The following is a 23,718-nucleotide window of genomic DNA, read 5'->3' as shown; positions in this document are numbered from 1 at the left end:
ACTGACAGAAGAAAAGGCCCGGTCGCCAATGGCGATCGGGCCTTTTTCGTTCGTGCCGACTGCGGCCGCGCTTACGCGGCGGTCGAGGCCTTCTGGGCGGCCTTCTGCTGGGCGGCGAGAGCCTCGTCCTTGCGAATCTCCGACAGGCGCTTCTGCACTTCCGCCGAGAAGATGTACTGCGCCGGGCGCTGCTTGGACATGTCGATCTCCGGGGCCATGGGACCTGCGGTCCTGACGCCGCGCAGCGACACCCACATTGCCTTGAGCGGGTTGTTCAGCGCTGCGGTCGCCGCCGTCGGCTCGTAGCCGCAATGGGCCATGCAGTCGGCGCACTTCTCGTACTTGCCGGTGCCGTAGGTTTCCCAGTCGGTGGTGTCCATCAGCTCCTTGAAGGTCTTCGCATAGCCTTCGCCGAGCAGATAGCAGGGCTTCTGCCAGCCGAAGATGTTGCGGGCGGGCATCCCCCAGGGCGTGCACTCGTATTCCTGGTTGCCGGCGAGGAAGTCCAGGAACAGGCCGGAATGCATGAAGTTCCACTTCTTGCCCTTGCCCATCGCAAAGACGTCGCGGAATAGCTTCTTGGTCTTGGTGCGGTTGAGGAAGTGCTCCTGGTCGGGCGCACGCTCATAGGCGTAGCCCGGCGACATCGAGACGCCGACGCCGAGCTCGACGGTGAAGTCGAGGAATTTTGCGATCTCCTCGGCCGGATGACCGTCGAAGATGGTGGCGTTGACGTTGACGGTGAAGCCGCGCGCCTTGGCGGCCTTGATCGCGGAGACGGCGCGGTCGAACACGCCCTTCTGCGACACCGCCTTGTCGTGGTGGTCCCTCAGTCCGTCGAGATGCACGGAGAAGAACAGATAGGGCGAGGGCTCGAACAGATCGAGCTTCTTCTCCAGCAGCAGCGCGTTGGTGCAGAGCGAGACGAACTTCTTGCGCGCGACGAGGCCGCGCACGATCTCGCCGATCTCCTTGTGGATCAGCGGCTCGCCGCCGGGAATGGCGACCATCGGCGCACCGCACTCGTCGGCCGCATCCCAGCACTCCTGCGCCGTCATGCGGCGGTTGAGGATCGCATCCGGATAATCGATCTTGCCGCAGCCGACGCAGGCGAGGTTGCAGCGAAACAGCGGCTCAAGCATCAGCACGAGCGGATAGCGCTTGCGACCAAGCAGTTTCTGCTTGAGCAAATAGCCGCCGATACGCATTTCCTTGAAGAAGGGTATAGCCATTACAAGTTTCTTTCTGGGCTTGGAATTCGGGTAGGTCAGCTCGCAGCCAGTTCGGCCGGAAGCCGGAATTCGATGTTCTCCTCGCGGCCCGGGAGCACCGAGACCGTCACGGGTCCGATCCGCCGCAGAGCTTCAATCACGTCATCCACCAATACCTCAGGCGCCGATGCGCCGGCCGTGAGGCCGACGGTCCTGGCACCTTTCAACCACTCCGGATCGAGCTTGCTGCCGTCGGCGATCAGATAACTCGCGACGCCGGCCTCGGTGCCGATTTCGCGGAGCCGATTCGAGTTCGAGCTATTGGCGGCGCCCACCACCAAGATCACGTCGACCAGCTTGCTCAGGTCCCTTACCGCAGATTGGCGGTTCTGTGTCGCATAGCAGATATCCCGGATGTCAGGACCTTGAATATCTGTAAACCTGGCCTGGATGGCGCCGATAATGTCCCTGGTGTCGTCGACCGACAGGGTAGTCTGGGTGATGTAGGCCACTGGCGTATCTGCAGGCAGTGTCAGTGCCTTAACCTCGTCAACGCTCTGGACCAACAGCACCGGCCCCGGAACCTGGCCCATCGTGCCTTCGACTTCGGGATGGCCGGCATGGCCGATCAGGATCAGGGTGCGGCCCTTGGTGATGTAGCGCTTCCCCTGATTGTGAACTTTCGTGACCAGGGGGCAGGTGGCATTCAGCACCGGAAGGTCGCGCGCGGCGGCCTCTTCCTCGACGCTGCGGGCCACGCCATGGGCGCTGAACACGGTCACGGCCTTGGGCGGCACATCGGAGAGCTCCTCGACGAAGATCGCGCCTTTGTTCTTCAGGCTCTCGACAACGTATTTATTGTGCACGATCTCATGCCGCACGTAGACGGGCGGGCCGTACTTCTGCAGGGCCCGTTCCACGATCTCAATTGCACGCACCACGCCCGCGCAGAAACCGCGCGGTTGCGCCAGATAAACTTCCATTGGCTGCCCATCACGTAAGTTGCACCAATCAGCTCAATCGCCCCAGCGGCACTCCGATACTAACCAATCAGCTGCAATATCCGCACCATTGGTTCGCGTAGGCGGTAGCTGCCCACCTGCTTGGGGTTCCGAGCGTAGGAGGGCACAGCACTTTGTGTCAAAAAATCGGCAGCAAGGAAAGGTGCAAGCACGCGGGGTTCCATATCGGGCCCAGCTTGCGGTACTATAGTAGTCAAGCACCAGCCGAGCCATGGCGGCATTTGTGCTCCCCCTCCGTCACTTTCCCGCCTCAAGTCCCCGTCTATACCGACCACCCGCATGATTTTGCTTCGCTCTCCAAGCCGTTTACTTCGAACCTTGTTCCGGCGAGTGCCACTCAAAACAGCAATAGGTTTCGCCTGGGAACTCCGATAAACAGCGGGCGTTTCCGGCAAGCTGTTAACCGCAGAAAGAAAAGAAGTGCTGCAAAGCGTCGTCGTTGCCACCGTCAGGGCCTGCACCCGGTTTGCCTCCCTCGTCGTCGTCCTCGGGCTCCTGCTGGCGGTGGGAGCGGGCTACTACACGTCGCGGCACTTCGCCATCAACACCGACATCAATTCGCTGATTGCCCAGAATCTGGACTGGCGCCAGCGCGACCAGCAGTTCGACCGCTCCTTCGACCGGGATGCGACGATCACGGCTGTCGTCGAGGCCAGGACGCCGGAGATGGCGAGCGCCGCGGCGGATGCGCTCTTTGCCAAGCTGAAGGACGACAAGACCAACTTCCAGTCGGTGCAGCAGCTCGGCTCCGGTGAGTTCTTCGAGAAGAACGGCCTGTTGTTCCTGCCGACCGAGGAGGTCGGCAAGATGACCGGCCAGTTTGAATCCGCGGCGCCTCTGATCGAGATCATGGCCGGCGATCCCTCGATCCGCGGCCTGACCGGCGCGCTGGAAACGGGACTTGCCGGGGTCAAGCGCGGTCAGGTGAAGCTCGAAAACACCGAGCGGCCCTTCAATCTGATCGCGCAGACGGTCGAGACTGTGCTGAACAAGGGTAATGCCAGCTTCTCCTGGCGTGAGCTCGTCAGCGACGAGCCGCTGTCGGACTCGGATAAGCGCACCTTCATCGAGTTCAAGCCGATCCTCGACTACAACGCGCTGGAGCCCGGCAAGGACGCCACCGACGCGATCCGCAAGGCTGCGGCCGAGCTGAATTTCCCGACCAAATATCAGGCGCGTGTGCGGCTGACCGGCCCGGTGCCGATCGCCAATGAGGAATACGCCACCGTACAGGAGGGCGCCGTCGTCAACGGCATCGGCACCGTGCTCGTCGTGCTGCTCATCCTATGGCTGGCACTGCACTCGGCGAAGATCATCTTTGCGGTGTTCATCAATCTCTTCGTCGGCCTTGCGCTGACGACTGCCGCCGGCCTGATGATGGTCGGCTCGCTCAATTTGCTGTCGATCGCGTTCGCGGTGCTGTTCGTCGGGCTGGGGGTCGACTTCGGCATCCAGTACAGCGTCCGCTACCGCTCGGAGCGCTACAAGCACAACGATCTCACCGGCGCGCTGGTGCTGGCGGCGAAGCGCTCGGCGATACCATTGTCGCTCGCGGCGATGGCCACCGCGGCCGGGTTTCTCTGCTTCATCCCCACCGACTACAAGGGCATTGCCGAACTCGGCCAGATCGCGGGCGTCGGCATGCTGGTGGCCTTCATCTCCTCGATCACCGTACTGCCGGCGCTCTTGAAGCTTCTGAATCCGCCCGGCGAGCAGGAGCCGGTCGGCTACGCCTTCCTGGCGCCGCTCGATCATTTCCTGGAGAAGCATCGCGTGCTGATTGTCGGCGGCACGTTGCTGCTGGCGCTCGGCGGCCTGCCGTTGCTCTATTTTATGAAGTTCGACTTCAACCCCATGAACCTGCGGAACCCGAGGGCCGAGTCGATCGCGACTTTCCTCGACCTGCGCAACGATCCCAACACCGGCGCCAACGCCATCAACGTGATGACGACGTCTGAGGAGCAGGCCAAACAGGTCGAGGCGAAGCTGGAAAAGGTGCCGGAAGTGCTGCGGGTGATGTCGCTCAACAGCTTCGTGCCGGAGGACCAGCCGCCGAAGCTGAAGCTGCTCGCGCAGGGCGCCAAGGTGCTGAACCCCGCGCTCAATCCGGACCAGATCGACGCGGCGCCCTCGGACCAGGAGAATGTCGAGTCGCTGAAATCCGCCGTCGACAATCTGCGCAGGACCGCCGGCGACGCGAAGGGCCCCGGCGCAGTCGCTTCGCGGCGGCTTGCGGATGGGCTCGAGAAGCTCGCCAATGCAGATGAGGCCACGCGCAACAAGGCGCAGGACGTGTTCGTGACGCCGATGAAGATCGTGTTCGACCAGCTCCGGAACGCAATGCAGGCCGAACCGGTTACTCTAAAATCGCTGCCGCCTGATCTCGTCAGCGGCTGGAAGAGCAAGGACGGCGTCATCCGCGTCGAAGCACTGCCGAAGGGCGATCCCAACGACAACGACACGCTGCGTAAATTCGCGGCAGCCGTGCTCGCCGCCGAGCCGACCGCGATTGGCGGGCCGGTCTCGATCCTGAAATCCGGCGACACAGTGGTGAAGGCGTTCATCCACGCCGGCATCTACGCGCTGCTGGTGATCGGCTTGCTGTTGTGGATCACGCTGCGCCGGTTCGTCGATGTGCTGATGACGCTGGTGCCGCTTCTGGTTGCGGGCGCGGTGACACTCGAGATCTGCGTGTTGATCGGACTGCCGCTCAACTTCGCCAACATCGTCGCGTTCCCGTTGCTGCTCGGCGTCGGCGTCGCCTTCAAGATCTATTATGTCGTGGCCTGGCGCTCAGGCAGAACTAACCTGCTCCAGACCAGCCTGACGCGTGCGATCTTTTTCAGCGCGCTGACGACGGCGACCGCGTTCGGCAGCCTGTGGCTGTCGAGCCATCCCGGTACGTCCAGCATGGGCAAGCTGCTGGCGCTCTCGCTGGTGACGACGCTCGCCGCCGTGCTGCTGTTCCAGCCGGCCCTAATGGGCAAACCCCGCAATCTCAGGGAGTAGGCAGATGTCGCCGACGGCGTCGGCGACGCCCTTCTGACCCGGCTTGGCTGCAGCGGCGCTCTTCGGGGCTGCGGTGGCCGGCGTAGGTGCGGCGGCCGCCGTTCCTGCGGCTTTGGGTGCCGCGCCGGTGGTCTTCGGCGCGCCCTTGGCGGCAGTGTTGGCGGGGCTCGCAGGGATCGGGGGGCCGACCCGCGTCCAGGTCTCGCCGCCGCAGAGGAAGCCCATCACGCAGCCCTTGATCTCGAGTTGATCGGTACCGACGGGCGTGATGGTTGCGCTGTAGAGCTGGCCATCCTTTGCGTTGTAGACCTGTCCTTCCCACTGATCGACGCCGGGCTTCTTCTTCATGTCGATCAGGGTGGGCATGCCCAGCGTCGGCCTGTTCTTTTTTGACACATCGGGATTATTTTCGTCGCGCCCGCCGGGGGTTTTCTCCCAAGCGACCGCGCCCCACATGCTGCCATTGCACTGCGCGACACGGATGTTGGCGACATCATCGGCGACCCGCCAGTCGCCGGTAGGATCGGCTGCGAGCGCCGGGGTCAGGCAGCTGAAACCGGCAGCCAGTAATATTCCGGTGTAAATGGTCAAACGCATGAGTGTTCCTCGGCAGTGCAACATGGTCTAAAGCTGTGCTTGCGAAGATGGTCCGAAAAAGGGCAAAAGGCCGCACAGGCCCTTTTCCGTTTGCTGACCGTTTTCAGTTGACGAAGCGGCCCTCAATCGAAGTATGTAGCGGATGAACAGTCCAAATCCAGACATGTCTCAGCTGTTCGCGGACCGTCAGGCCCAGCGGAGCTCCCTGCATAACCGGTACCTGAACGAGCAGTTCGTTCGGGTCCTGAAGACGATCGGCTACGACGTCGGCTTCCAGAAGGGGCAGGGACAGTACCTCTACGATCGCGACGGCGCGCGCTATCTCGACCTGTTGTCCGGCTTTGGCGTGTTCGCGATCGGGCGCAATCATCCGGTCATGCGCGAGGCGCTCAAGAGCGTGCTCGATGCCGATCTGCCCAATCTGGTCCAGTTCGATGTCTCGGTGCTCGCCGGTGTGCTCGCCGAGCGGCTTTTGAAATACGTCCCCTATCTCGACAAGGCGTTCTTCGCCAATTCCGGCGCCGAATGTGTCGAGGCGGCGATCAAGTTCGCCCGCGGCGCCACCGGGCGCCCCGGGATCGTCTATTGTGCCCACGCCTATCACGGCCTGACCTATGGCGCGCTCTCGCTGACCGGCGATTCGAACTTCCGCGGCGGTTTCGAGCCGTTGCTGCCGGGCTGCAGCTCGGTCCCGTTCAACGATCTGGCCGCGCTCGAGAAGGCGCTGGCCTCGCGCGAAGTGGCCGCTTTCATCGTCGAGCCGATCCAGGGCAAGGGCGTCAACATGCCCTCCGACGAGTTCCTGCCGGGCGCGGCTGCGCTCTGCAAGAAATACGGCACGCTGTTTGTCGCCGACGAGATCCAGACCGGCATGGGCCGTACCGGCCGCTTCCTTGCGGTCGAGCACTGGAACGTCGAGCCCGACATGGTGCTGCTCTCGAAATCGCTGTCGGGCGGCCATGTGCCGGTCGGCGCGGTGCTGACGCGCAAGAGCATCTTCGACAAGATCTTCAACCAGATGGATCGTGCGGTGGTGCACGGCTCCACCTTCTCCAAGAACGACCTGGCAATGGCCGCGGGCATCGCCACGCTCGATGTCATGGAGTCCGAGAAGCTGATCGAGTCCGCCGCCAAGCGCGGCGCCGAGCTGCGGCTGGCCCTGACGCGCATGGTGCCCGGCTACGAGCTGATGAAGGAAGTGCGCGGCAAGGGCCTGATGATCGGCATCGAGTTCGGCCCGCCGAAATCGCTGCGCCTGAAGGCCTCGTGGAACGTGCTGGAGGCGGCCAACAAAGGCTTGTTCTGCCAGCTCATCACCGTGCCGCTGTTCAAGGATCACAAGATCCTGACCCAGGTTGCCGGTCACGGCAGCCATACCATCAAGCTGTTGCCGCCGCTCACGATCACCGAAGAAGACTGCAGCTGGATCGAGCGCGCCTTCGACGACGTCATCGCCGGCAGCCACAAGGTCCCCGGCGCGATCTGGTCGCTCGGCAAGACGCTAGTGGACAACGCGGTGAGAAGGTCGGCCTGATTTTTTGCCGGGTCTCTTCGACGATCGTCATTGCGAGCGTAGCGAAGCAATCCAGACTACCTCCAAAGAGACAGTCTGGATTGCTTCGTCGCAAGGGCTCCTCGCAATGACGGTAGAGGCTGCTACCCCTCTACATTCGCCTTCATCGCCGCCTCGAATTTGTCGACGAACTCGGCGAGTTCGTCAGTGCCGAGATCGCTGACGGCCCAGAAGTTCAGACCGCGATTGCCCCAGCGGCGGCAGTTGAAGCCCTGCATCGTCTGAGTCTTCGGCGGCCGGTGCTCGGTGCTGGCGGTCTGCGACACGAACAGGTTGATCACGTGTTGTCGCCGCCGGTAGACGACGGCGCCGATGGCGCGCGCGTCGATATAGTCGAGCCGGCCGCCGACCAGCGTAAAACCCTGCGCGGCGAGATCGATCACGGGCGGGGCGACGTCGAGCTTGCCGTTGAACCACGGCTTGACGGTGTGCTGGTCGGTCGAGATCACGTCCGTAAGGTGGCCGGCCTGAAGCGAGCGCAGATGGGCAGAGACGACTTCCGAGAGGATGCGCTGCTGGTCGTCCTGGCGCAGCACGACGGCGACGACGCCGGAGGCGGCGAGCGCTGAGACCGCCGAGCCCATGGCAAATCCGCGCAGCACGGAGCGGCGCGTCGGCTGCCGCTGCGGTTGCGGGATCGACGCCTCGATCCGGGCGCGCAAGTTTGCCGGCGCAGTGTAGCGCAGGCTGGTGTCGGCGAGCACGCGTTGCATCTCGCGTTGTGCCGCAAGCTCCGCGGCGCAGGCCGGGCAGCTTGCGATATGCGCCTCGACCTCGCGCGCATGGCCGGCATCGAGCTCGTTGTCGAGCAGCGCGTGAAGCAGGATCTTTGCTTCGTCGCAGGTCATTTCGAGTGCTCCTCTTCCGCCATCCAGGCCGCGCGCAGCATGGCGCGGGCGCGTGCGAGGCGGGACATCACGGTGCCGACAGGCGCGCCGACGGCTTCGGCGATTTCACGATAGGACAGATTGCTGATCTCGCGCAGCACGAAGGTTTCCTTGAACGGTTCGGCAAGCGCATCGATCAGCTTGCGAACGGCGCCGGCGTCGCGGCTGCGCAGCACTTCCGTCTCCGGGCTCGCCTCGGTCTCTTGCCATATTGGCGTCTGCTCGGCGACTTCAGGCGTATCCTCGATCGCGGTATGCGAATGTGCGCGCCTTGCGTATTCTGCGTTGCAGACGTTGCGCAGGATTGCGAACAGCCAGGGCTTCATTGCCGGCCCGCGATAGCTGTCAAAGTGCTTCAGCGCGCGCAGATAGCATTCCTGTACGGCGTCCTCGGCGTCGGAGGCATCGCGCAACAGATAGCGCGCGAGCGTGTAGACGTCGTCAAGATAAGGCAGCGCCGCCTCGCGGAAGCGCTGCGCCTTCTGCAGATCGTCGGTGACGGGCATCGCCTCTCGCTTTGCCTCTTGTTTTGCTTGCTGCTTCGTTTCGTCCCTATGCGTGACTGAAAGCGCACGAACCCGGCCGGCGTGGGACCCCCGGCCGGGCAGGACGTTGATGCCTTGGTTCGAGATGTTACTCAACCTTGATCATCCCCGTCATGTGCGGGTGCAACGAACAAAAATATTTGTAGTCGCCCGCATTGGTGAAGGTGAAGGAGAACTTGTCGTCAGTGTCCAGGGTCTTGGACCTGAACTTGCCGGCCGACACAATGGTGTGGGGAATGTCGTCCCGGTTGGTCCAGGTTACGGTGGTGCCGAGCTTGATCTTGAGCTCGGCCGGCTGGAAGACGAAATTGTCGATATGCACTTCCATGTTGTCGTCGGCGCGGGCGCTTGTGACGGGCAGCAGGATGGCCGCGGCCACGGCGACAGCGAAGTCGCGGCGATTGAGTGTCTTCATTGTCAGCTCCCGTTCAGCCCGGGATCAACCCTGGAGCGGCGTGTCGATGATGGCGAGCCGCTGCTCGTTCTGCTTGAAGTTGATGCTGGCAACCCCGAGCATCGCGCGCAGTTTTGCGTCCTCGACCTTCATCGGTCCGGGCGAGGGAGCGGCTCCCGGCGCCGGCTGCGGGAAGGCGGTGGAGCGCGCGGTGTGGAAGGTGACGTTGCCCTCGACCTTCTGCATCACCTGGTGGATGTGGCCGTTCAGCACAGTGACCGAGCCAAAACCCTTGACGTATTCGAGCGCGCGGCCACCGTCCTCGGTGCCCCAGCCCCATTCGGGGTAAACGGTCCAGAGCGGGATGTGCGCGAACAGCACGATCGGCGTCGACTTCGACTTGCCGCGGAGATCGTCCTCGAGCCAGGCGAGTTGCTCGGCGCCAAGATTGCCGAGCCCCCCTGCTTTGAGGTCGACGACGTTGACGAGGCCGATGAAGTGCACGCCGCCGGCGTCGAACGAATACCAGCCCTGGCCCTTGGTGCCGCGGCCGTAGCGCTCGCGGTAGAACTTCACTTCCTCATCGAGGAAATCATGCTCGCCTGGCACGTAGTGCACGTCCAGCTTGCTCTGCGAGATGATGCGCTCGGCATTGTCGAACTCGGCGGCCTTCGATAGATGGGTGATATCGCCGGTGTGGATCATGAACGACGGCTTGGCCGGCATCGCGTTGATCTTGTTGATGGCTTCCTCCAGCGTGCCCAGCGCATTGGGATTGGCCGGCTTGTCGAAGCCGACATGACTGTCGCTGATCTGCAGGAAGGTCATGCCGGGCGCGGCCGCGGCCTGCGCGGAATCGATGATGCCGAGCGAGCGTGGCACGCCGCCCGTGATGGTCCACAGCACGCCGGTACCCGCCCAGGTCATGCATTCCAGCACCTTGCGGCGGCTGACGCCGTCGTCCCTGTGATCGTGTCCGCTCATTGCGCATCTCCTCGCGCCCGGAATTGGGCTTCGGGGAGGTGATTGGAGGAGGGGCGGGTTTATTCGTGGGGGACGATGACGTTTTCGTGAGGTGACGAGTATCGTAGCCCGTATGAAGCGGAATGCGGGACCCGGCAATCCCCGGATTTCGCTGCGAGGCTGGGCAAGAATTCGGTTTGCCCTTTGTACCGGGCTTTATTGGAAGACCGGGTGAATTTTAGCTCGGAGATGCGGCGTGAGGGTTTGTAGCGTGCTGACAATGGCTTTGAGGAGTGTCGGCAGTAACAGCGCCCAGTTTGCGGCGCGTTCGGCCAGATAGGACATGAGGCCGTCGAAGCCGAGGATGTTGAGCACGCGGGTGAGGTTGTAGCAGAGCGCCATCAGGCTCCATTCGCCGCGCACCTTGTCGAAGCCGCGGACGAGGAAGTGGCGGTAGCCGGCGCGGCATTTGAGGGTACCGAAGGGGTGTTCGGCGAGTTCGGCCCGGCGGCGCATTCGGCCGTCGGCGTCCTGCATCCGCGCGCGATGCCGTTCCAGCACGGCTTCATGCTCCCAGCGCCGGACGGTGCGCGTCGAGCGCCTTCCAATTGTCCCGGCGGAAATTGGCAATGGTGCGATAGCCCGGCACCAATTGCTTCATCAGCCAGATCAGTTCGAGGTTGCGCCCGGCCTCGCGCTCGAGCGCCCGCGAGGAGCGGATCCGGTTGGTGTAGCCATAAAGATAGAGCTTCAGCAGATCGGCGGGATCGTAAGGCGGTTGTCCTGCCCCGCCGCCTGACCCGGCATGGCCGAAGCCAAGCCGCTCAAGATCCAGCGTGGCAACAAACGCCTCGATCGCGCGAACAGGGTTGTCGCCACCCACATAATCCTCCACCCGCGCAGGCAGAAGGCTCACCTGATCCCGGCTAACCCCGGTCTTGAACATGCGATTCGCCATGCCGAATCGTACACTGCTTCGAGCTAACGGCCAGATTCTTGCCCAGTCTCTGCGCTCCATCCAGGCTACGCAGTTACTTCGCATCCTCCAGGATCATAGTCGCGCCCTTCTCGGCGATCATTGCGGTCGGCGTGTTGGTGTTGCCCGAGGTGATGGTCGGCATGATCGAGGCGTCGATGACGCGCAAGCCACCGAGGCCGTAGAAGCGCAGGCGCTCGTCGACGACGGCCATGGGATCGTTGGCCGTCCCCATCTTCGCGGTGCCGACCGGGTGAAAGATGGTGGTGCCGATATCGCCGGCGGCCTTGGCGAGCGAGGCATCGTCGTCGCCGACGGAGGGGCCGGGCAGATATTCGCTCGGGCGGTATTTGGCCAGCGCCTTCTGCTGCATCAGGCGGCGCGTGGTGCGAATGGCGTCGGCGGCGACCTGGCGGTCGTCATCCGTCGACAGATAATTCGGCGCGATGATCGGCTTCTCGTCCGGCGCGGCCGAACGCAGGCGCACGCTGCCGCGCGAGGTCGGCTGCAAATTGCAGGCGCTGACCGTGATCGCGGGGAAGCGGTGCAGGGGATCGCCGAACTTGTCGAGCGACAGCGGCTGTACGTGGAACTGAATGTTGGCGCGCGCGCGCGTTGCATCCGAGCGCGTGAAGATGCCGAGCTGGGAGGGCGCCATGGTCAGCGGGCCGCGTCGGCGGAAGGCGTAATCGAGTCCCATCAAGCCGCGGCGGACCAGGTTGTAATAGGTCTCGTTCAGCGTGCGCACGCCCTCGACCTTGTAGATCGCGCGTTGCTGGAGATGATCTTGGAGATTGCGGCCAACGCCGGGCTTGTCCATCACGATATCGACGCCGAGCGGCGAGAGCCAGTCGGCAGGCCCGATGCCGGAGCGATGCAGCACTTGCACCGAGCCGATCGCGCCTGCCGAGAGGATCACCTCGCGCCTGGCGCGTGCCTCGATGATCTCGCCGTTCTGGATGAAGCGGACGCCGACGGCGCGGCCCTGCTCGATGATCAGGCGGTCGACCAGCACGTGCTTCTCAAGGCGCAGATTGGGGCGGTTCAGCGCGGGCTTGAGAAAGCCGCGTGCCGCCGACCAGCGCCGGCCGCGCTTCTGGTTGACGTGGAAATAGCTGGTGCCCTCGTTGTCGCCGGTGTTGAAATCCGGGATGCGCCTGATCCCCATCTCCTCGGCGGCATCGCCCACCGCATCGAGAACGGCCCATGACAGCCGCGGCGCCTCGATGCGCCAGCCGCCGCCCGCGCCGTGATGCTCGCTTGCGCCGAGGAAGTGATCCTCGAGCCGCTTGAACAGCGGCAGCACGTCGTCATAGCCCCAGCCGGTCATGCCGAGCTGGCGCCAATGATCGTAATCGGCGGCCTGTCCGCGCATCGAGATCATGGCGTTGATCGCCGAAGAGCCGCCGATCACCTTGCCGCGGGGATAGGCAAGCGAACGGCCGTTGAGGCCCGGTTCGGCCTCGGTCTTGAACATCCAGTCCGAGCGCGGATTACCGATGGCGAAGAGATAGCCGACGGGAATGTGGAACCAGATCCAGTTGTCGTCGCCGCCGGCCTCCAGGATCAGCACGCGGTTTTTTGGATCGGCCGACAGTCGGTTGGCGACGATGCAGCCGGCCGTGCCGGCTCCGACAACGATGTAGTCAAATTCACCTTCGAGCCGCCTTGGCATTCTGCTTCCACCCGGATGATCGCTTAACGTTCCGCCCTAATAGGCAGACGCAGCGGACCGGTACAAGCCCGGCCATGCCGGGCGGGCAGGGCCAGACCTCCTTCCGCGGCCGTTGGGTGGACTGGCGCTTGCATGGTAGACAGTTCTGTATTTCCAACAAAGCTTGAGACCCATCCATGCCCATCGTGAACCGCGTCGCCGACCTTCAACCCGATATCCAGACCTGGCGGCGGGACATCCATCAGCACCCCGAGCTCCTGTATGACGTCCACCGCACCGCAGCATTCGTTGCGGACCGCTTGCGTGAGTTCGGCTGCGATGAAGTCGTGACGGGCCTCGGCCAGACTGGCGTGGTCGGCGTGATCAAGGGCAACAAGCCGGCCGGCGAGGGGCTCAAGGCGATCGGCTTGCGCGCCGACATGGACGCGCTGCCGGTCGAGGAGCAGACCAACCTGCCTTACGCCTCCAGGATTCCCGGCAAGATGCACGCCTGCGGTCATGACGGCCACACCGCGATGCTGCTCGGCGCCGCGCGCTACCTGGCCGAGACCCGCAATTTCGCCGGCCATGCGGTGGTGATCTTTCAGCCGGCCGAGGAGGGCGGCGCCGGCGGTGCGGCCATGGTCAAGGACGGGCTAATGGAGCGCTTCGGCATCGAGCAGGTCTACGGCATGCACAATGGCCCCGGCATTCCGGTCGGCTCGTTCGCGATCCGGCCGGGTCCGATCATGGCGGCGACCGACGAGGTCGACATCAAGATCGAGGGCCTCGGCGGCCACGCCGCGCGTCCGCACAAATGCATCGATTCCGTCCTGGTCGGCGCGCAACTGATCACCGCGTTGCAGTCGATCGTTGCACGCAGCGTCGATCCGCTGGAATCGGCCGTTATCTCGATCTGCGAGTTCCACGCCGGCAACGCCCGCAATGTCATTCCTCAGTCCGCGGAGCTGAAGGGCACCATCCGGACGCTGACGCCGGAGGTGCGCAAGCTCGTCGAGAAGCGCGTCCGCGAAGTGGTGGCGGGCGTGGCCCAGATCACCGGTGCCACGATCGACCTGCACTACAAGCGCAATTACCCTGTCGTGAACAATCATGCCGCGGAGACCGAGGTGGCGCGGCGCATCGCCCAGCAGGTCGCGGGCGAAGCCAACGTGCTCGATATGGCGCCGCTGATGGGCGGGGAGGATTTTTCCTACATGCTGGAAGCGCGGCCTGGCGCCTTCATCTTCTGCGGCAACGGCGACAGCGCCGGCCTGCATCATCCCGCCTACAATTTCAACGACGAGGCGATCGTCTTTGGCACATCCTACTGGGTCAAGCTGGTCGAGGAATCGCTCGCGGCGTCATAAGCCCGGGACGCTGAACCACAAGGAAAAGGGCCCGTCCATCGCACGGGCCCTTTGTCTTTTGAGGACGTGATCTCTCAGAAGATCCGCGAAAAGATCCCGTAGAGCGTGGCCGACAATGCGATGGCGCAGGGCAGCGTCAGTACCCAGGCCATCAGCAGGTTGCGGATCGTCGACCATTGCAGGCCGGAGCCGTTCGCCGCCATGGTACCGGCAACGCCGGACGACAGCACATGCGTCGTCGAGACCGGCAGGCCAAACACATCGGCGGCTCCGATCGTTGCGACGGCGACGAGCTCGGCCGAGGCGCCTTGCGCATAGGTGAGATGGGTCTTGCCGATCTTCTCGCCGACTGTGACCACGATGCGTTTCCAGCCGATCATGGTGCCGAGGCCGAGCGCGATCGCCACCGCGATCTTTACCCAGGTCGGGATGAACTTCGTGGCAGCATCGAGCGAGCCCTTATAGGCGTTCAGGGTGGCGATCTCCTCCTTGTTGAGATCGTTTTCCTTGTCCTTCATCAGGAAGCGGATCGCTTCCGAGGTCAGGTACATGTCGTTGCGGGTGTTGCCGACGGCTTCCGCCGGCACCTTGGTCAGTGAGCCGTACCTGGCGACCTGATCGCCGACGTCCTTCACCAGCGCGGCGAGCGAGGGATAGGTGCCCTCGTTGATGTGGTGCAGCGCGATGTACTGCGTCACCGCTGGACGGGGATCGCCGATGATGCTGTGGCCGGCGCCCTTCGCCGCGATCACCCTGGAGGCGGCATCGGAGGTCTTCTGGAACTGGACGACTTGCGATTCCGGCAGTGCGCGGTTGAGCGCATAGGCCGTCGGTACAGTGCCGATCAGGATCAGCATGATCAGGCCCATGCCCTTCTGGCCGTCGTTGGAGCCGTGCGCAAAGCTGACGCCGGTGCAGGTCGCGATCAGCAGACCGCGGATCCAGAGCGGCGGCGCCTTGTTGCCTTCGGGTGCAGCATAGAGCGCCGGGTTGCGCACGATGAACTTGAGCGCCAGCAACAGCAGGGCGGCGCAGATGAAGCCGACCAGCGGCGACAGCAACAGCGCATAGCCGATCTCGGTCGCCTTGCTCCAGTCCACGCCCGAGGTGCCGTCGCGGCCGCGCATGACCGCGTTGGCGATACCGACGCCAATGATCGAGCCGATCAGTGTGTGCGAGCAGGAGGCCGGCAGGCCGAAGGACCAGGTGCCGAGATTCCACAGGATTGCGGCGATCAGCAGCGCGAACACCATCGCGAAGCCGGCGCTGGAGCCGACCTGGAGGATCAGCTCCACTGGCAGCAGCGAGACGATGCCGAAGGCGACCGCACCGGAGGACATGAGCACGCCGAGGAAGTTGAAGAAGCCGGACCACATCACGGCGACTTCGGCCGGCAGCGAATGGGTGTAGATCACGGTTGCCACCGCATTGGCGGTGTCGTGAAAGCCGTTGACGAACTCGAAGCCGAGCGCAATCAGGAGCGCGACGAACAGCAGGATATAGGGCAGGTAGGTCGTCACGCGCGCGCCGGTCGCGTTGACGTCGACATAGATGCTGTAGGCGACGAACAGCAGGCCTGTGGCGAGGATGCCGAAGAACAGGATCATCGTCAGCGGGTTGAAGCCCTTGTCGAGATTTGGCCGCGACGCCGGCTGGATCGGCGCGGGATCGGCTACCGCGCGGTCGAATGCAACATCGGTCATGTCTGGACGCCCTTAACTTTCAAGTAAGGGTATTGTCCGCGATGGATTTGAAGGCTGGATGACAACCGAGGCGTGAAAGCCGCTTTCTTGCCAGTATTTAGGCGGCCCGCGCGGCTTTCTTCTGCAAATCGGCGGCGATCTTCAAATCTTCGACAAAGCGCCGATATTCCAACGCCTTGGCTTCCGGATCTGGTAGCCGCAGCAGGTAGGACGGATGCACCGTCACCAGCGCCTTGTGGCCGTCGGGAAGCTCGATCAGCCGGCCGCGGTTCTTGCCGATCGGGGTGATCTTGCCGAACACGCTTTGCGCGGCGGTCGCGCCCATCGCCACGACGAGGTCGGGCTGGATTGCCGAAACTTCCCGCTCATACCATTGCCGGCACGCCTTGATTTCCGGCGTGTTCGGCTTCTGGTGCAGGCGGATTTTTCCGCGCGGCACGAATTTGAAGTGTTTGACCGCGTTGGTGACATAGACCTTCTTGCGGTCGACGCCGGCCTCCTCCAGCGCGCGGTCGAGCATCTGGCCGGCCGGACCGACGAAGGGATGGCCGGCGAGGTCTTCCTTGTCGCCGGGCTGTTCGCCGACCAGCATGATGTTGGCTGACTTCGGGCCTTCGCCGAATACGGTCTGGGTCGCGTCCTTGTAGAGATGGCAGGCGCGGCAGTGCGCGGCCTCCTCGCGGAGGGCTTCGAGATTGTCGGTGGCAGGTTTGCGTCCCATAATCGGTTCCGGGCGTGGGGAGATCCGTCCGCCGGTCCAGCGTTCGGCATCAGCGAGCAGAGGTCCAAGTATCGATCCAAGTATTGATGTGTCCTGGAGGTTCCTCCGGCGCTTCACCGGCGCGTCAGTCGTCGTTAGCCGGTCGGGCTGGAAATGGCGCCGCCAGGTTTCCTCCAGGCGGCCAGGGGTAGGCCATTCCGTCCGGCTGATCCCGGGCGTGAAGGAGATCGCGTGACCGTTCCAATGGGCACAAACATCAGGCGTGAGGATCGACCATGGCATATCGGCAAAACGACGCGCGAAGAACGGCGCGGCGAATGCGACGATGTGATGCTCCGGCTCGAACCAAGCGGCGTAATGCGCCTTTTGCTCGCGCCCGATCTCGCGGAAGCGGACGAGGTCGCGCATCCGCTGCGCATCGCGCTGCACTGCGCCTGCCATCGTCGCGACCTGCGTCACGTCGGGATCGGTCATCGTTTCCAGAAGATCGTGATCGGCCTTCAACCGCCACAGCAGGCGATACAGCAGCGCAAAGCGCTCATCGTCGCGATGCAGGATCGCGATGCGTGCAAGCTCGATGAAGTTGGCCGGCACGGTGAACGTGCCCTCGGTCTCGATCGGCGGAAGGCTCGGCGCTTCGGACAGGCCGGGTGGCGCCTGGTCTTTTATTTGGCCTTGGACGCGCCACGTCACGTCCGCCGGTGCGACATGATGCAGCGCGAATGCGCGTGCGGCTTTACGCCAGCCGTCGAAATCGGTCTCACAGTCCAGGGTAATGAGGTACATGGCACTCGAATCCTATTGATTCCGCTCATGAATCTGCAGACGCGCCAATTCGATTGACTCTCGTGCGCCCGTTAGCTTTATATTAGAACATATCATGAACAAATGAGCCAGCTGTTGGTCTCTTTTCGAGAGCCACGGCAATCACCTCTGAAGGAGTGGCGAGCATGAGCGGCGCACGTAGGAGCGCGCTTGCGACCTTGCGCAGCCAGATCGAGCGCATCGAGATTTCGGATACCGTGCATCATCGCGATCGCGTGGCACTGGGCCACCCGGAAGCCGATGGGGCACTGCAGGGCGGGCTCGCGCGCGCGGCGATCCACGAGGTGTTTTGTGAGGGCCGCCAGGGCACGGCCGCGACGGGCTTTGTCAGCGGGCTTGCGGGTCGTGTGACGGAGCGCAAGCCGTTGCTGTGGGTGCGACAGGAATTTTCGGACACGGAAACAGGCGCGCTGTCGATGCACGGGCTCGCCGAGCTCGGCCTCGATCCGCGCCGCGTGGTGATGGTGCGTGCCGCCGATGTGGAGAGCGCGCTGCGCACCTCGGCCGACGCGCTCGCCTGCGACGCGCTTGGCGCCGTCGTGCTCGAGCTCTGGGGCGAGACCAGACAGTTCGACCTCGTGGCAAGCCGCAAGCTGACGTTGGCCGCGCAGTCATCCGGCGTGACCGGCCTGCTGCTGCGGATGGCCGCGCAGCCTTTGCCCTCGACCGCAGAGACACGATGGATGCTGCGCGCGGCGCATTCGCCGCCGGGCGCGATATGGAGTGCCTGGGGCGCGCCGCGCTTCGATGCCGAGCTCTTGCGCAATCGTCATGGCCCGTGCGGCCGGTGGATCATGGAATGGAAGTGTGATGAGTGCCAGTTCTCTGAATCGTCGGCGTATCCTCAGCCTGTGGCTGCCGCGCCTGCCCATCGACCGGATCAAGCGGTTCTTCAACGGCGAGCTGGGTAGTAATAATGAGCCCGGCATCGTCGTCGCCAAGGACAACAACGCGCTGGTGATCCATGCGCTCGACGAGGCCGCCGAGCGCCTCGGCCTGCACATCGGCCTGCCCTTGGCCAATGCGCGGGCGATGTGTCCGGATCTAAAAGTGTTCGACGCCGATGTCACGGCCGATGCAAAGACGCTCAGCGACATCGCCGACTGGTGCGACCGCTTCACGCCGCTGGTGGCGCTCGATCCGCCGCATGGGCTGTTCCTGGACATCACCGGCTGTGCGCATCTGTTCGGCGGCGAAGCCGCGCTGTTGCAGACGCTGGTCCGTGCGCTTTCCCGCCAGGGTTTTGCGATCAGCGCGGCGATCGCCGGCACCTCGGTCTGTGCGCGCACGCTGACGCGGCAGGCACCTGGCACCATCGTCGCCGATGGCGGGGAGGCGGAGGCGATCAGCGCCCTGCCGGTGTCCGCACTCGGTGCCGGCGAGGCCATCACCACCGGCCTGCGCCGTGCCGGCCTGAAAACCATCGGCGATGTCACCTCCCGCAGCTCCCATGAGATCACGGCACGGTTCGGCGCGCGATTCTCCACGCTGCTCGCGCATGCGCTGGGGCAGGGCGATGCACCGATCAGCCCGCGAAAACCGCTGCCCGACTACATCGTGGAAAAACGCTTTGCCGAGCCGATCGCGACCGACACCATGATCGCGATGACGTTGTCGCGGCTCGCCGACACGCTGATCGCCTCCATGGAGAAGCAGGGCAAGGGCGCGCGGCGGCTGGAGGCCGCGTTCTTCCGTACCGACGGCGTGGTGCGTGCGATCATGGTCGAGACCGGGCGTCCGGTGACGCAAAGCGCGGTCATCGACCGTCTGTTCCGCGAGCGTCTCGATGCGCTCGCCGATCCCCTCGACCCCGGTTTCGGCTTCGACATGGTGCGGCTGTCGGCCAGCCGCACCGAGATCGTGGTGCAGGAGCAGCGCGATCTCGACGCCCATGTCCACGACAATGACGAACTCGCCGCACTGATCGACCGCATCGCCGCGCGCATCGGCGGTAAGCGCGTCGTCGTGCACCTGCCGCAGGACACCCATATTCCGGAGCATGCGGTGCTGGCCGCGCCTGCGCAGCATCATCTCGCCGCCACCATGCAGGCCGAATGGCCGGCGCGCGTCGCGAGCGAACCGCCGCTGCGGCCCTTGCGGCTGTTCGACAGGCCGGAGCCGATCAAGGTGCCGTTCGCAACCGTCCCGGACGGCGCCCCGCATCAATTCACCTGGCGGCGCGCGCTGCATGCGGTGGTGCGGGTGGAGGGGCCCGAACGCATCGCCATGGAATGGTGGCGGCAGGACGGCAAGCAGCTGACGCGGGATTATTTTCGCATCGAAGATGCCGAAGGCCTGCGCTTCTGGATCTTTCGCGACGGTCTTTACGACAACGAGCTCATCGATGACGAGGGTACGCCCGTTCCCGCCAACTGGTATGTGCACGGTCTCTTCGCATGACGACATCAGCCTATGCCGAGATCGGCATCACCACCAATTTCTCCTTCCTGCGCGGCGGCTCGGATCCACGCGCCTATGTGCACCAGGCCAGCATCCTTGGCGTTCCCGCGATCGGCATCGCCGATCACAACACGCTTGCCGGCGTCGTGCGTGCCTACAAGGAGCTCGACAATGCCGAGGTGCTGAACAAGCCGAAGCTGCTGATCGGCGCGCGCATCGTCTTCATCGACGGCACGCCCGACATTCTGGTCTATCCGCGCGACCGCGCGGCTTACGGCCGGCTGTGCCAGCTTCTCACCAAAGGCAAGCGTGGCGACGATATCACGCGGATCGAGAAGGGAGAGTGCCATCTCACTTTTGCTGACCTCCTGGCGTTTTCGGAAGGTCAGCTTTTGGTCCTGACGCTGCCGCATCGGTTCGAGCCGGCGCAAGCACTGGATATTCTCGCAAAACTCAAGGCAAGTCGCGCCGAGGGCGTGTGGTTGGCGGCGAGCCTGCTCTATCGCGGCGACGACCGGCGCCGCCTGATGCGGCTCGGTGATCTCGCAGCGGCAGCAAAAGTGCCGCTGCTTGCGACCAACGAAGTGCTCTATCACCACCCCGCGCGCCGTCCCTTGCAGGACGTGCTGACCTGCATCCGGGGAAAGACCACGATCGATGCGATCGGCAGGAAGCTCGAGGCCAATGCCGAGCGGTTTTTGAAGACCCCCGGAGAAATGTCGCGGCTGTTCCGCGATTTCCCCGATGCGATCGCGGAGACCATGCGCTTTGCGGACAAGATCAACTTCTCGCTCGACCAGCTCAAATACCAGTACCCGGACGAGCCGGTGCCACCGGGCAAGACCGCGCAAGAGCACCTGGAGGACCTGACCCGGGCGGGCGTGCAGAAGTATTTCGGCGATAATATCGACGACAAGCTTCGCGCCACCCTGAAGAAAGAGCTCGCGCTGATCGCCGAGCTGAAATACGCGCACTACTTCCTCACCGTGCACGACATCGTGCATTATGCACGCAGCCAGAACATTCTGTGCCAGGGACGGGGATCGGCGGCGAACTCAGCCGTCTGCTACGTGCTCGGCATCACCTCGGTCGATCCGACCAAGGTCGACCTGCTGTTCGAGCGCTTCATCTCCAAGGAGCGGCTGGAGCCGCCGGACATCGACGTCGATTTCGAGCATTCGCGCCGCGAGGAGGTGATGCAATATGTCTATCGCCGCTACGGCCGCCACCGCGCCGCGATCATCGCCACCGTCATCCATTATCGCCCGCGCAGCGCCATCCGCGATGTCGGCAAGGCGCTGGGCCTGACCGAGGACGTCACCGCCGCGCTCGCCGACACCGTCTGGGGAAGCTGGGGCAAGGGCCTCAACGACATGCAGGTCACGCAGGCGGGGCTCGATCCCAAGAATCCGATGATCAACCTCGCCGTCGAGCTTGCGACCGAGCTGATCGAATTTCCGCGCCATCTCTCCCAGCATGTCGGCGGCTATGTGCTCACGCAAGACCGGCTCGACACCTATGTGCCGATCGGTAACGCCGCGATGGACGACCGTACCTTCATCGAATGGGACAAGGACGATGTCGATGCACTCAACATGATGAAGGTCGACGTGCTGGCGCTGGGCATGCTGACCTGCATCCGCAAGTGTTTCGATTTGATCGCGGATCACAAGGGCAAGCGTTACGAGCTTGCAGATATTAAATCGGAGGATGACGACGAGGTTTATCAAATGCTGCAGCGGGGGGAATCTCTCGGTGTATTTCAGGTCGAAAGCCGTGCGCAGATGAACATGCTGCCGCGCCTGAAACCCCGGACATTCTACGATCTCGTGATCGAAGTTGCGATCGTGCGGCCGGGACCGATCCAGGGCGATATGGTCCATCCTTATTTGCGGCGGCGGAAAATGCGGCCCGAGGATATCGAATATCCCTATCCCAAGGGCGGCAATAAGGATGAGCTTCGTAATGTCCTGTACAAGACGCTTGGCGTTCCGCTGTTTCAGGAACAAGCAATGCGTATCGCGATCGTGGCTGCAGGATTTACCTCGGAGGAAGCCAACGGATTGCGTCGTGCCATGGCAACTTTTCGCAACGTTGGCACCATTGGCAACTTCGAAGATAAAATGATTGGCAATATGATCCGACGGGGTTACGATCCGCAGTTTGCGAAGAATTGTTTCGAGCAGATCAAGGGTTTTGGCAGTTACGGCTTCCCGGAAAGCCATGCCGCGAGCTTCGCGCAGCTCGTCTACATCTCGTCCTGGCTAAAGCACTATCATCCCGACGCGTTCTGCTGCGGCCTGCTGAACTCGCAGCCGATGGGCTTTTATGCTCCGGCGCAGATCGTCAGCGACGCCCGCAAGAACGGCGTCGAGGTGCGCGACATCGACGTGTCCTACAGCTTTGCGCAGAACACGCTGGAAGAGGGGAGCGGCAAATACTGCGCCGTGCGATTAGGATTTCGCCAGATCGACGGTTTCCATTGGCTGGATCAGGATGAGGAGCGCCTGAAACGCTCTCAGTTGTCATTCCGGGGCGCGCGAAGCGCGAACCACGACGGGATTGCGCTCCCTCTCCCGCTTGCGAGGGAGGGTTGGGGTGGGGGGGCCTCCGCGATTCACGCTTCCCAAGAGGAGAGAGCCCTCACCCGGATCGCATCTTTCGATGCGATACGACCTCCCCCGCAAGCGGGGGAGGTGAAGGAAGACTGGGCCGACCGCATCGTCGCCGCCCGCAATCGCCGGCCCTTCACCTCGCTGGAGGATTTTGCCCGCGACACCGGCCTGCCCAAGCGCGCGCTGATCCTGCTGGCGGACGCCGATGCCTTCCGCTCACTCGGGCTCGACCGCCGCGAGGCGCTGTGGCAGGTGCGGCGGCTGCCCGACGACGTGCCGCTGCCGTTGTTCGAAGCGGCTACCGCGCGCGAGCAGCCGGACGAGCACGCAAAACCGTTGCCGGTGATGCCGCGCGCCGAACAGGTAGTCGCGGACTACCAGACTATCCGCCTTTCGCTCAAAGGCCATCCGATGGAATTTTTGCGCGAGATGTTTTCGCGTGAGCGCGTCGTCGCCTGCAAAGACATCCGTCATGAGAACGAGCGGCGCCGGGTCCGCTGCGCCGGCGTGGTGCTGGTGCGGCAGCGGCCGGGCAGCGCCAGCGGCGTCGTGTTCATGACGCTGGAGGATGAAACCGGCATCGCCAATGTCGTGGTGTGGCCCAAGATCATGGAGCAGTACAGGAAGGAGGTGATGGGCGCGCGTCTCATCTTGGTCGAGGGCTACATCCAGAGCAGCCCCGAAAAGGTGACGCATCTCATTGCCCAGCGCATGATCGACCGCTCGCAGGATCTGATCGGCCTCGCCAATGACGCGCTGAGCCGCAAGCATCCGGTTCCCGCCGGTGCCGACCTGATCGAGCCGCTCAACGACGACCGCCGCGACCACGTGGATGCTCCCGCCCAGAAAATCCGCCACCCCCGCAACGTCCGCATCCTGCCGCCGTCACGGGATTTTCATTGAGGGCAATTCCCAGCCACAACTCTCTCACCGTCATCCTTGTATGGGGAGTGAGTTGTCAAGAGGGCGTCGCTTGATGGCGGCGGTCTTGGGCGCCGCGGCGAGGAGCGGTCAAGGCTGGCCGTAGGCCACCGCCGGAGACGGCGCGGCAGCGGCCTTGAGCGCGACGAGCTCGGCGCCACAATGGCGTCCCTGCAACGCACGCGATGACGATAACAGGTGTGACGTGATGCGAGGCCTGGGCCGTGAATGAGATCACCTTGTATCCGGTCGGGCGCGCAGCCCGGTACCCTGATCTTTCATGCACGGGTGGAGGCAAAGCCCAGCAAGGACGGGACCCCTCTGAGAGAGCG

Annotated in this window: 18 protein-coding genes; 6 read left to right on the top strand and 12 right to left on the bottom strand. The window is 63.7% G+C overall.

Annotation, left to right across the window (positions count from 1 at the left end; all coding sequences use genetic code 11):
- Window positions 1-71 precede the first annotated feature (71 nt).
- Window positions 72-1,232, bottom strand: a complete 1,161-nt coding sequence (hpnH, locus tag IVA82_RS11680; RefSeq protein ID WP_247381071.1) for an adenosyl-hopene transferase HpnH — start codon at window positions 1,230-1,232, stop codon at window positions 72-74.
- A 35-nt stretch (window positions 1,233-1,267) separates the two neighbouring features.
- Window positions 1,268-2,194 carry a 4-hydroxy-3-methylbut-2-enyl diphosphate reductase gene (gene ispH, locus IVA82_RS11675; protein WP_247381068.1) on the bottom strand — a complete coding sequence of 309 codons (927 nt, stop codon included), beginning with the start codon at window positions 2,192-2,194 and terminating at the stop codon, window positions 1,268-1,270.
- A 459-nt stretch (window positions 2,195-2,653) separates the two neighbouring features.
- Here ispH and IVA82_RS11670 point away from each other — a divergent pair, with 459 nt between their 5' ends.
- Window positions 2,654-5,242 carry an MMPL family transporter gene (locus tag IVA82_RS11670; protein WP_247381066.1) on the top strand — a complete coding sequence of 863 codons (2,589 nt, stop codon included), beginning with the start codon at window positions 2,654-2,656 and terminating at the stop codon, window positions 5,240-5,242.
- On the opposite strand, the gene IVA82_RS11665 is transcribed toward IVA82_RS11670, so the two are convergent.
- Window positions 5,210-5,839, bottom strand: a complete 630-nt coding sequence (locus tag IVA82_RS11665; protein ID WP_247381063.1) for a DUF2147 domain-containing protein — start codon at window positions 5,837-5,839, stop codon at window positions 5,210-5,212. The two genes, IVA82_RS11670 and IVA82_RS11665, sit on opposite strands and share 33 nt — an antisense overlap.
- A 142-nt stretch (window positions 5,840-5,981) precedes the next feature.
- On the opposite strand from IVA82_RS11665, the gene hpnO reads away from it, so the two are divergent.
- Window positions 5,982-7,373 (top strand): aminobacteriohopanetriol synthase HpnO, encoded by a 1,392-nt coding sequence (gene hpnO / locus IVA82_RS11660; protein WP_247381062.1) that lies wholly within the window; start codon window positions 5,982-5,984, stop codon window positions 7,371-7,373.
- Window positions 7,374-7,495: 122 nt separating this feature from the next.
- Here hpnO and IVA82_RS11655 read toward each other — a convergent pair whose 3' ends face one another.
- The 7 genes from IVA82_RS11655 to IVA82_RS11625 all read right to left on the bottom strand — a co-directional run bounded on the left by IVA82_RS11655 (window position 7,496) and on the right by IVA82_RS11625 (window position 12,852).
- Window positions 7,496-8,260 (bottom strand): anti-sigma factor, encoded by a 765-nt coding sequence (locus tag IVA82_RS11655; RefSeq protein WP_247381060.1) that lies wholly within the window; start codon window positions 8,258-8,260, stop codon window positions 7,496-7,498.
- Window positions 8,257-8,805: a sigma-70 family RNA polymerase sigma factor gene (locus tag IVA82_RS11650; RefSeq protein WP_247381058.1), complete on the bottom strand. Its 549-nt coding sequence runs from the start codon at window positions 8,803-8,805 to the stop codon at window positions 8,257-8,259. Before IVA82_RS11650 ends, IVA82_RS11655 begins: the two co-directional genes overlap by 4 nt.
- A 127-nt stretch (window positions 8,806-8,932) precedes the next feature.
- Window positions 8,933-9,259, bottom strand: a complete 327-nt coding sequence (locus tag IVA82_RS11645; protein WP_247381056.1) for a cupredoxin family copper-binding protein — start codon at window positions 9,257-9,259, stop codon at window positions 8,933-8,935.
- A 24-nt stretch (window positions 9,260-9,283) separates the two neighbouring features.
- Window positions 9,284-10,222 carry a metallophosphoesterase gene (locus IVA82_RS11640; RefSeq protein WP_247381055.1) on the bottom strand — a complete coding sequence of 313 codons (939 nt, stop codon included), beginning with the start codon at window positions 10,220-10,222 and terminating at the stop codon, window positions 9,284-9,286.
- 195 nt (window positions 10,223-10,417) lie between these two features.
- A complete protein-coding gene (locus tag IVA82_RS11635; RefSeq protein WP_247385962.1) occupies window positions 10,418-10,762 on the bottom strand; it encodes a transposase in 345 nt (114 codons plus the stop codon).
- Between the two features lie 4 nt (window positions 10,763-10,766).
- Window positions 10,767-11,159 (bottom strand): transposase, encoded by a 393-nt coding sequence (locus IVA82_RS11630; protein WP_247385963.1) that lies wholly within the window; start codon window positions 11,157-11,159, stop codon window positions 10,767-10,769.
- Window positions 11,160-11,232: 73 nt separating this feature from the next.
- Window positions 11,233-12,852 (bottom strand): GMC family oxidoreductase N-terminal domain-containing protein, encoded by a 1,620-nt coding sequence (locus tag IVA82_RS11625; protein WP_247385965.1) that lies wholly within the window; start codon window positions 12,850-12,852, stop codon window positions 11,233-11,235.
- A gap of 176 nt (window positions 12,853-13,028) precedes the next feature.
- Between IVA82_RS11625 and IVA82_RS11620 the strand changes: the two genes are divergently transcribed.
- On the top strand, window positions 13,029-14,201 hold the full coding sequence (locus tag IVA82_RS11620; protein WP_247385967.1) for a M20 aminoacylase family protein: 1,173 nt from the start codon (window positions 13,029-13,031) through the stop codon (window positions 14,199-14,201).
- A gap of 74 nt (window positions 14,202-14,275) precedes the next feature.
- On the opposite strand, the gene IVA82_RS11615 is transcribed toward IVA82_RS11620, so the two are convergent.
- Together IVA82_RS11615 and IVA82_RS11610 are read right to left on the bottom strand one after the other, a co-directional pair.
- Window positions 14,276-15,904 (bottom strand): inorganic phosphate transporter, encoded by a 1,629-nt coding sequence (locus tag IVA82_RS11615; protein WP_247385969.1) that lies wholly within the window; start codon window positions 15,902-15,904, stop codon window positions 14,276-14,278.
- A gap of 97 nt (window positions 15,905-16,001) precedes the next feature.
- Window positions 16,002-17,411 (bottom strand): UdgX family uracil-DNA binding protein, encoded by a 1,410-nt coding sequence (locus tag IVA82_RS11610; RefSeq protein ID WP_247385970.1) that lies wholly within the window; start codon window positions 17,409-17,411, stop codon window positions 16,002-16,004.
- A 164-nt stretch (window positions 17,412-17,575) separates the two neighbouring features.
- Here IVA82_RS11610 and IVA82_RS11605 point away from each other — a divergent pair, with 164 nt between their 5' ends.
- The 3 genes from IVA82_RS11605 to IVA82_RS11595 are packed head-to-tail and all read left to right on the top strand — an operon-like array spanning window position 17,576 to window position 23,368.
- Complete coding sequence (locus IVA82_RS11605) at window positions 17,576-18,361, top strand: DNA repair protein (protein WP_247385971.1); 786 nt, start codon at window positions 17,576-17,578, stop codon at window positions 18,359-18,361.
- Window positions 18,261-19,850: a DNA polymerase Y family protein gene (locus IVA82_RS11600; protein WP_247385973.1), complete on the top strand. Its 1,590-nt coding sequence runs from the start codon at window positions 18,261-18,263 to the stop codon at window positions 19,848-19,850. The genes IVA82_RS11605 and IVA82_RS11600 overlap by 101 nt, the downstream gene beginning before the upstream one ends.
- The gene (locus IVA82_RS11595) at window positions 19,847-23,368 is read left to right on the top strand and encodes an error-prone DNA polymerase (RefSeq protein WP_247385975.1); all 3,522 of its coding nucleotides are present in this window, start codon (window positions 19,847-19,849) and stop codon (window positions 23,366-23,368) included. Before IVA82_RS11600 ends, IVA82_RS11595 begins: the two co-directional genes overlap by 4 nt.
- The last annotated feature ends 350 nt before the right edge of the window (window positions 23,369-23,718 follow it).

It is taken from the genome of Bradyrhizobium sp. 142, assembly GCF_023074015.1.
Classification (GTDB): Bacteria; Pseudomonadota; Alphaproteobacteria; order Rhizobiales; family Xanthobacteraceae; genus Bradyrhizobium.
The sequence above is the reverse complement of the archived record's forward strand: the minus strand, read 5'-3'. Positions and strand labels throughout refer to the sequence as shown.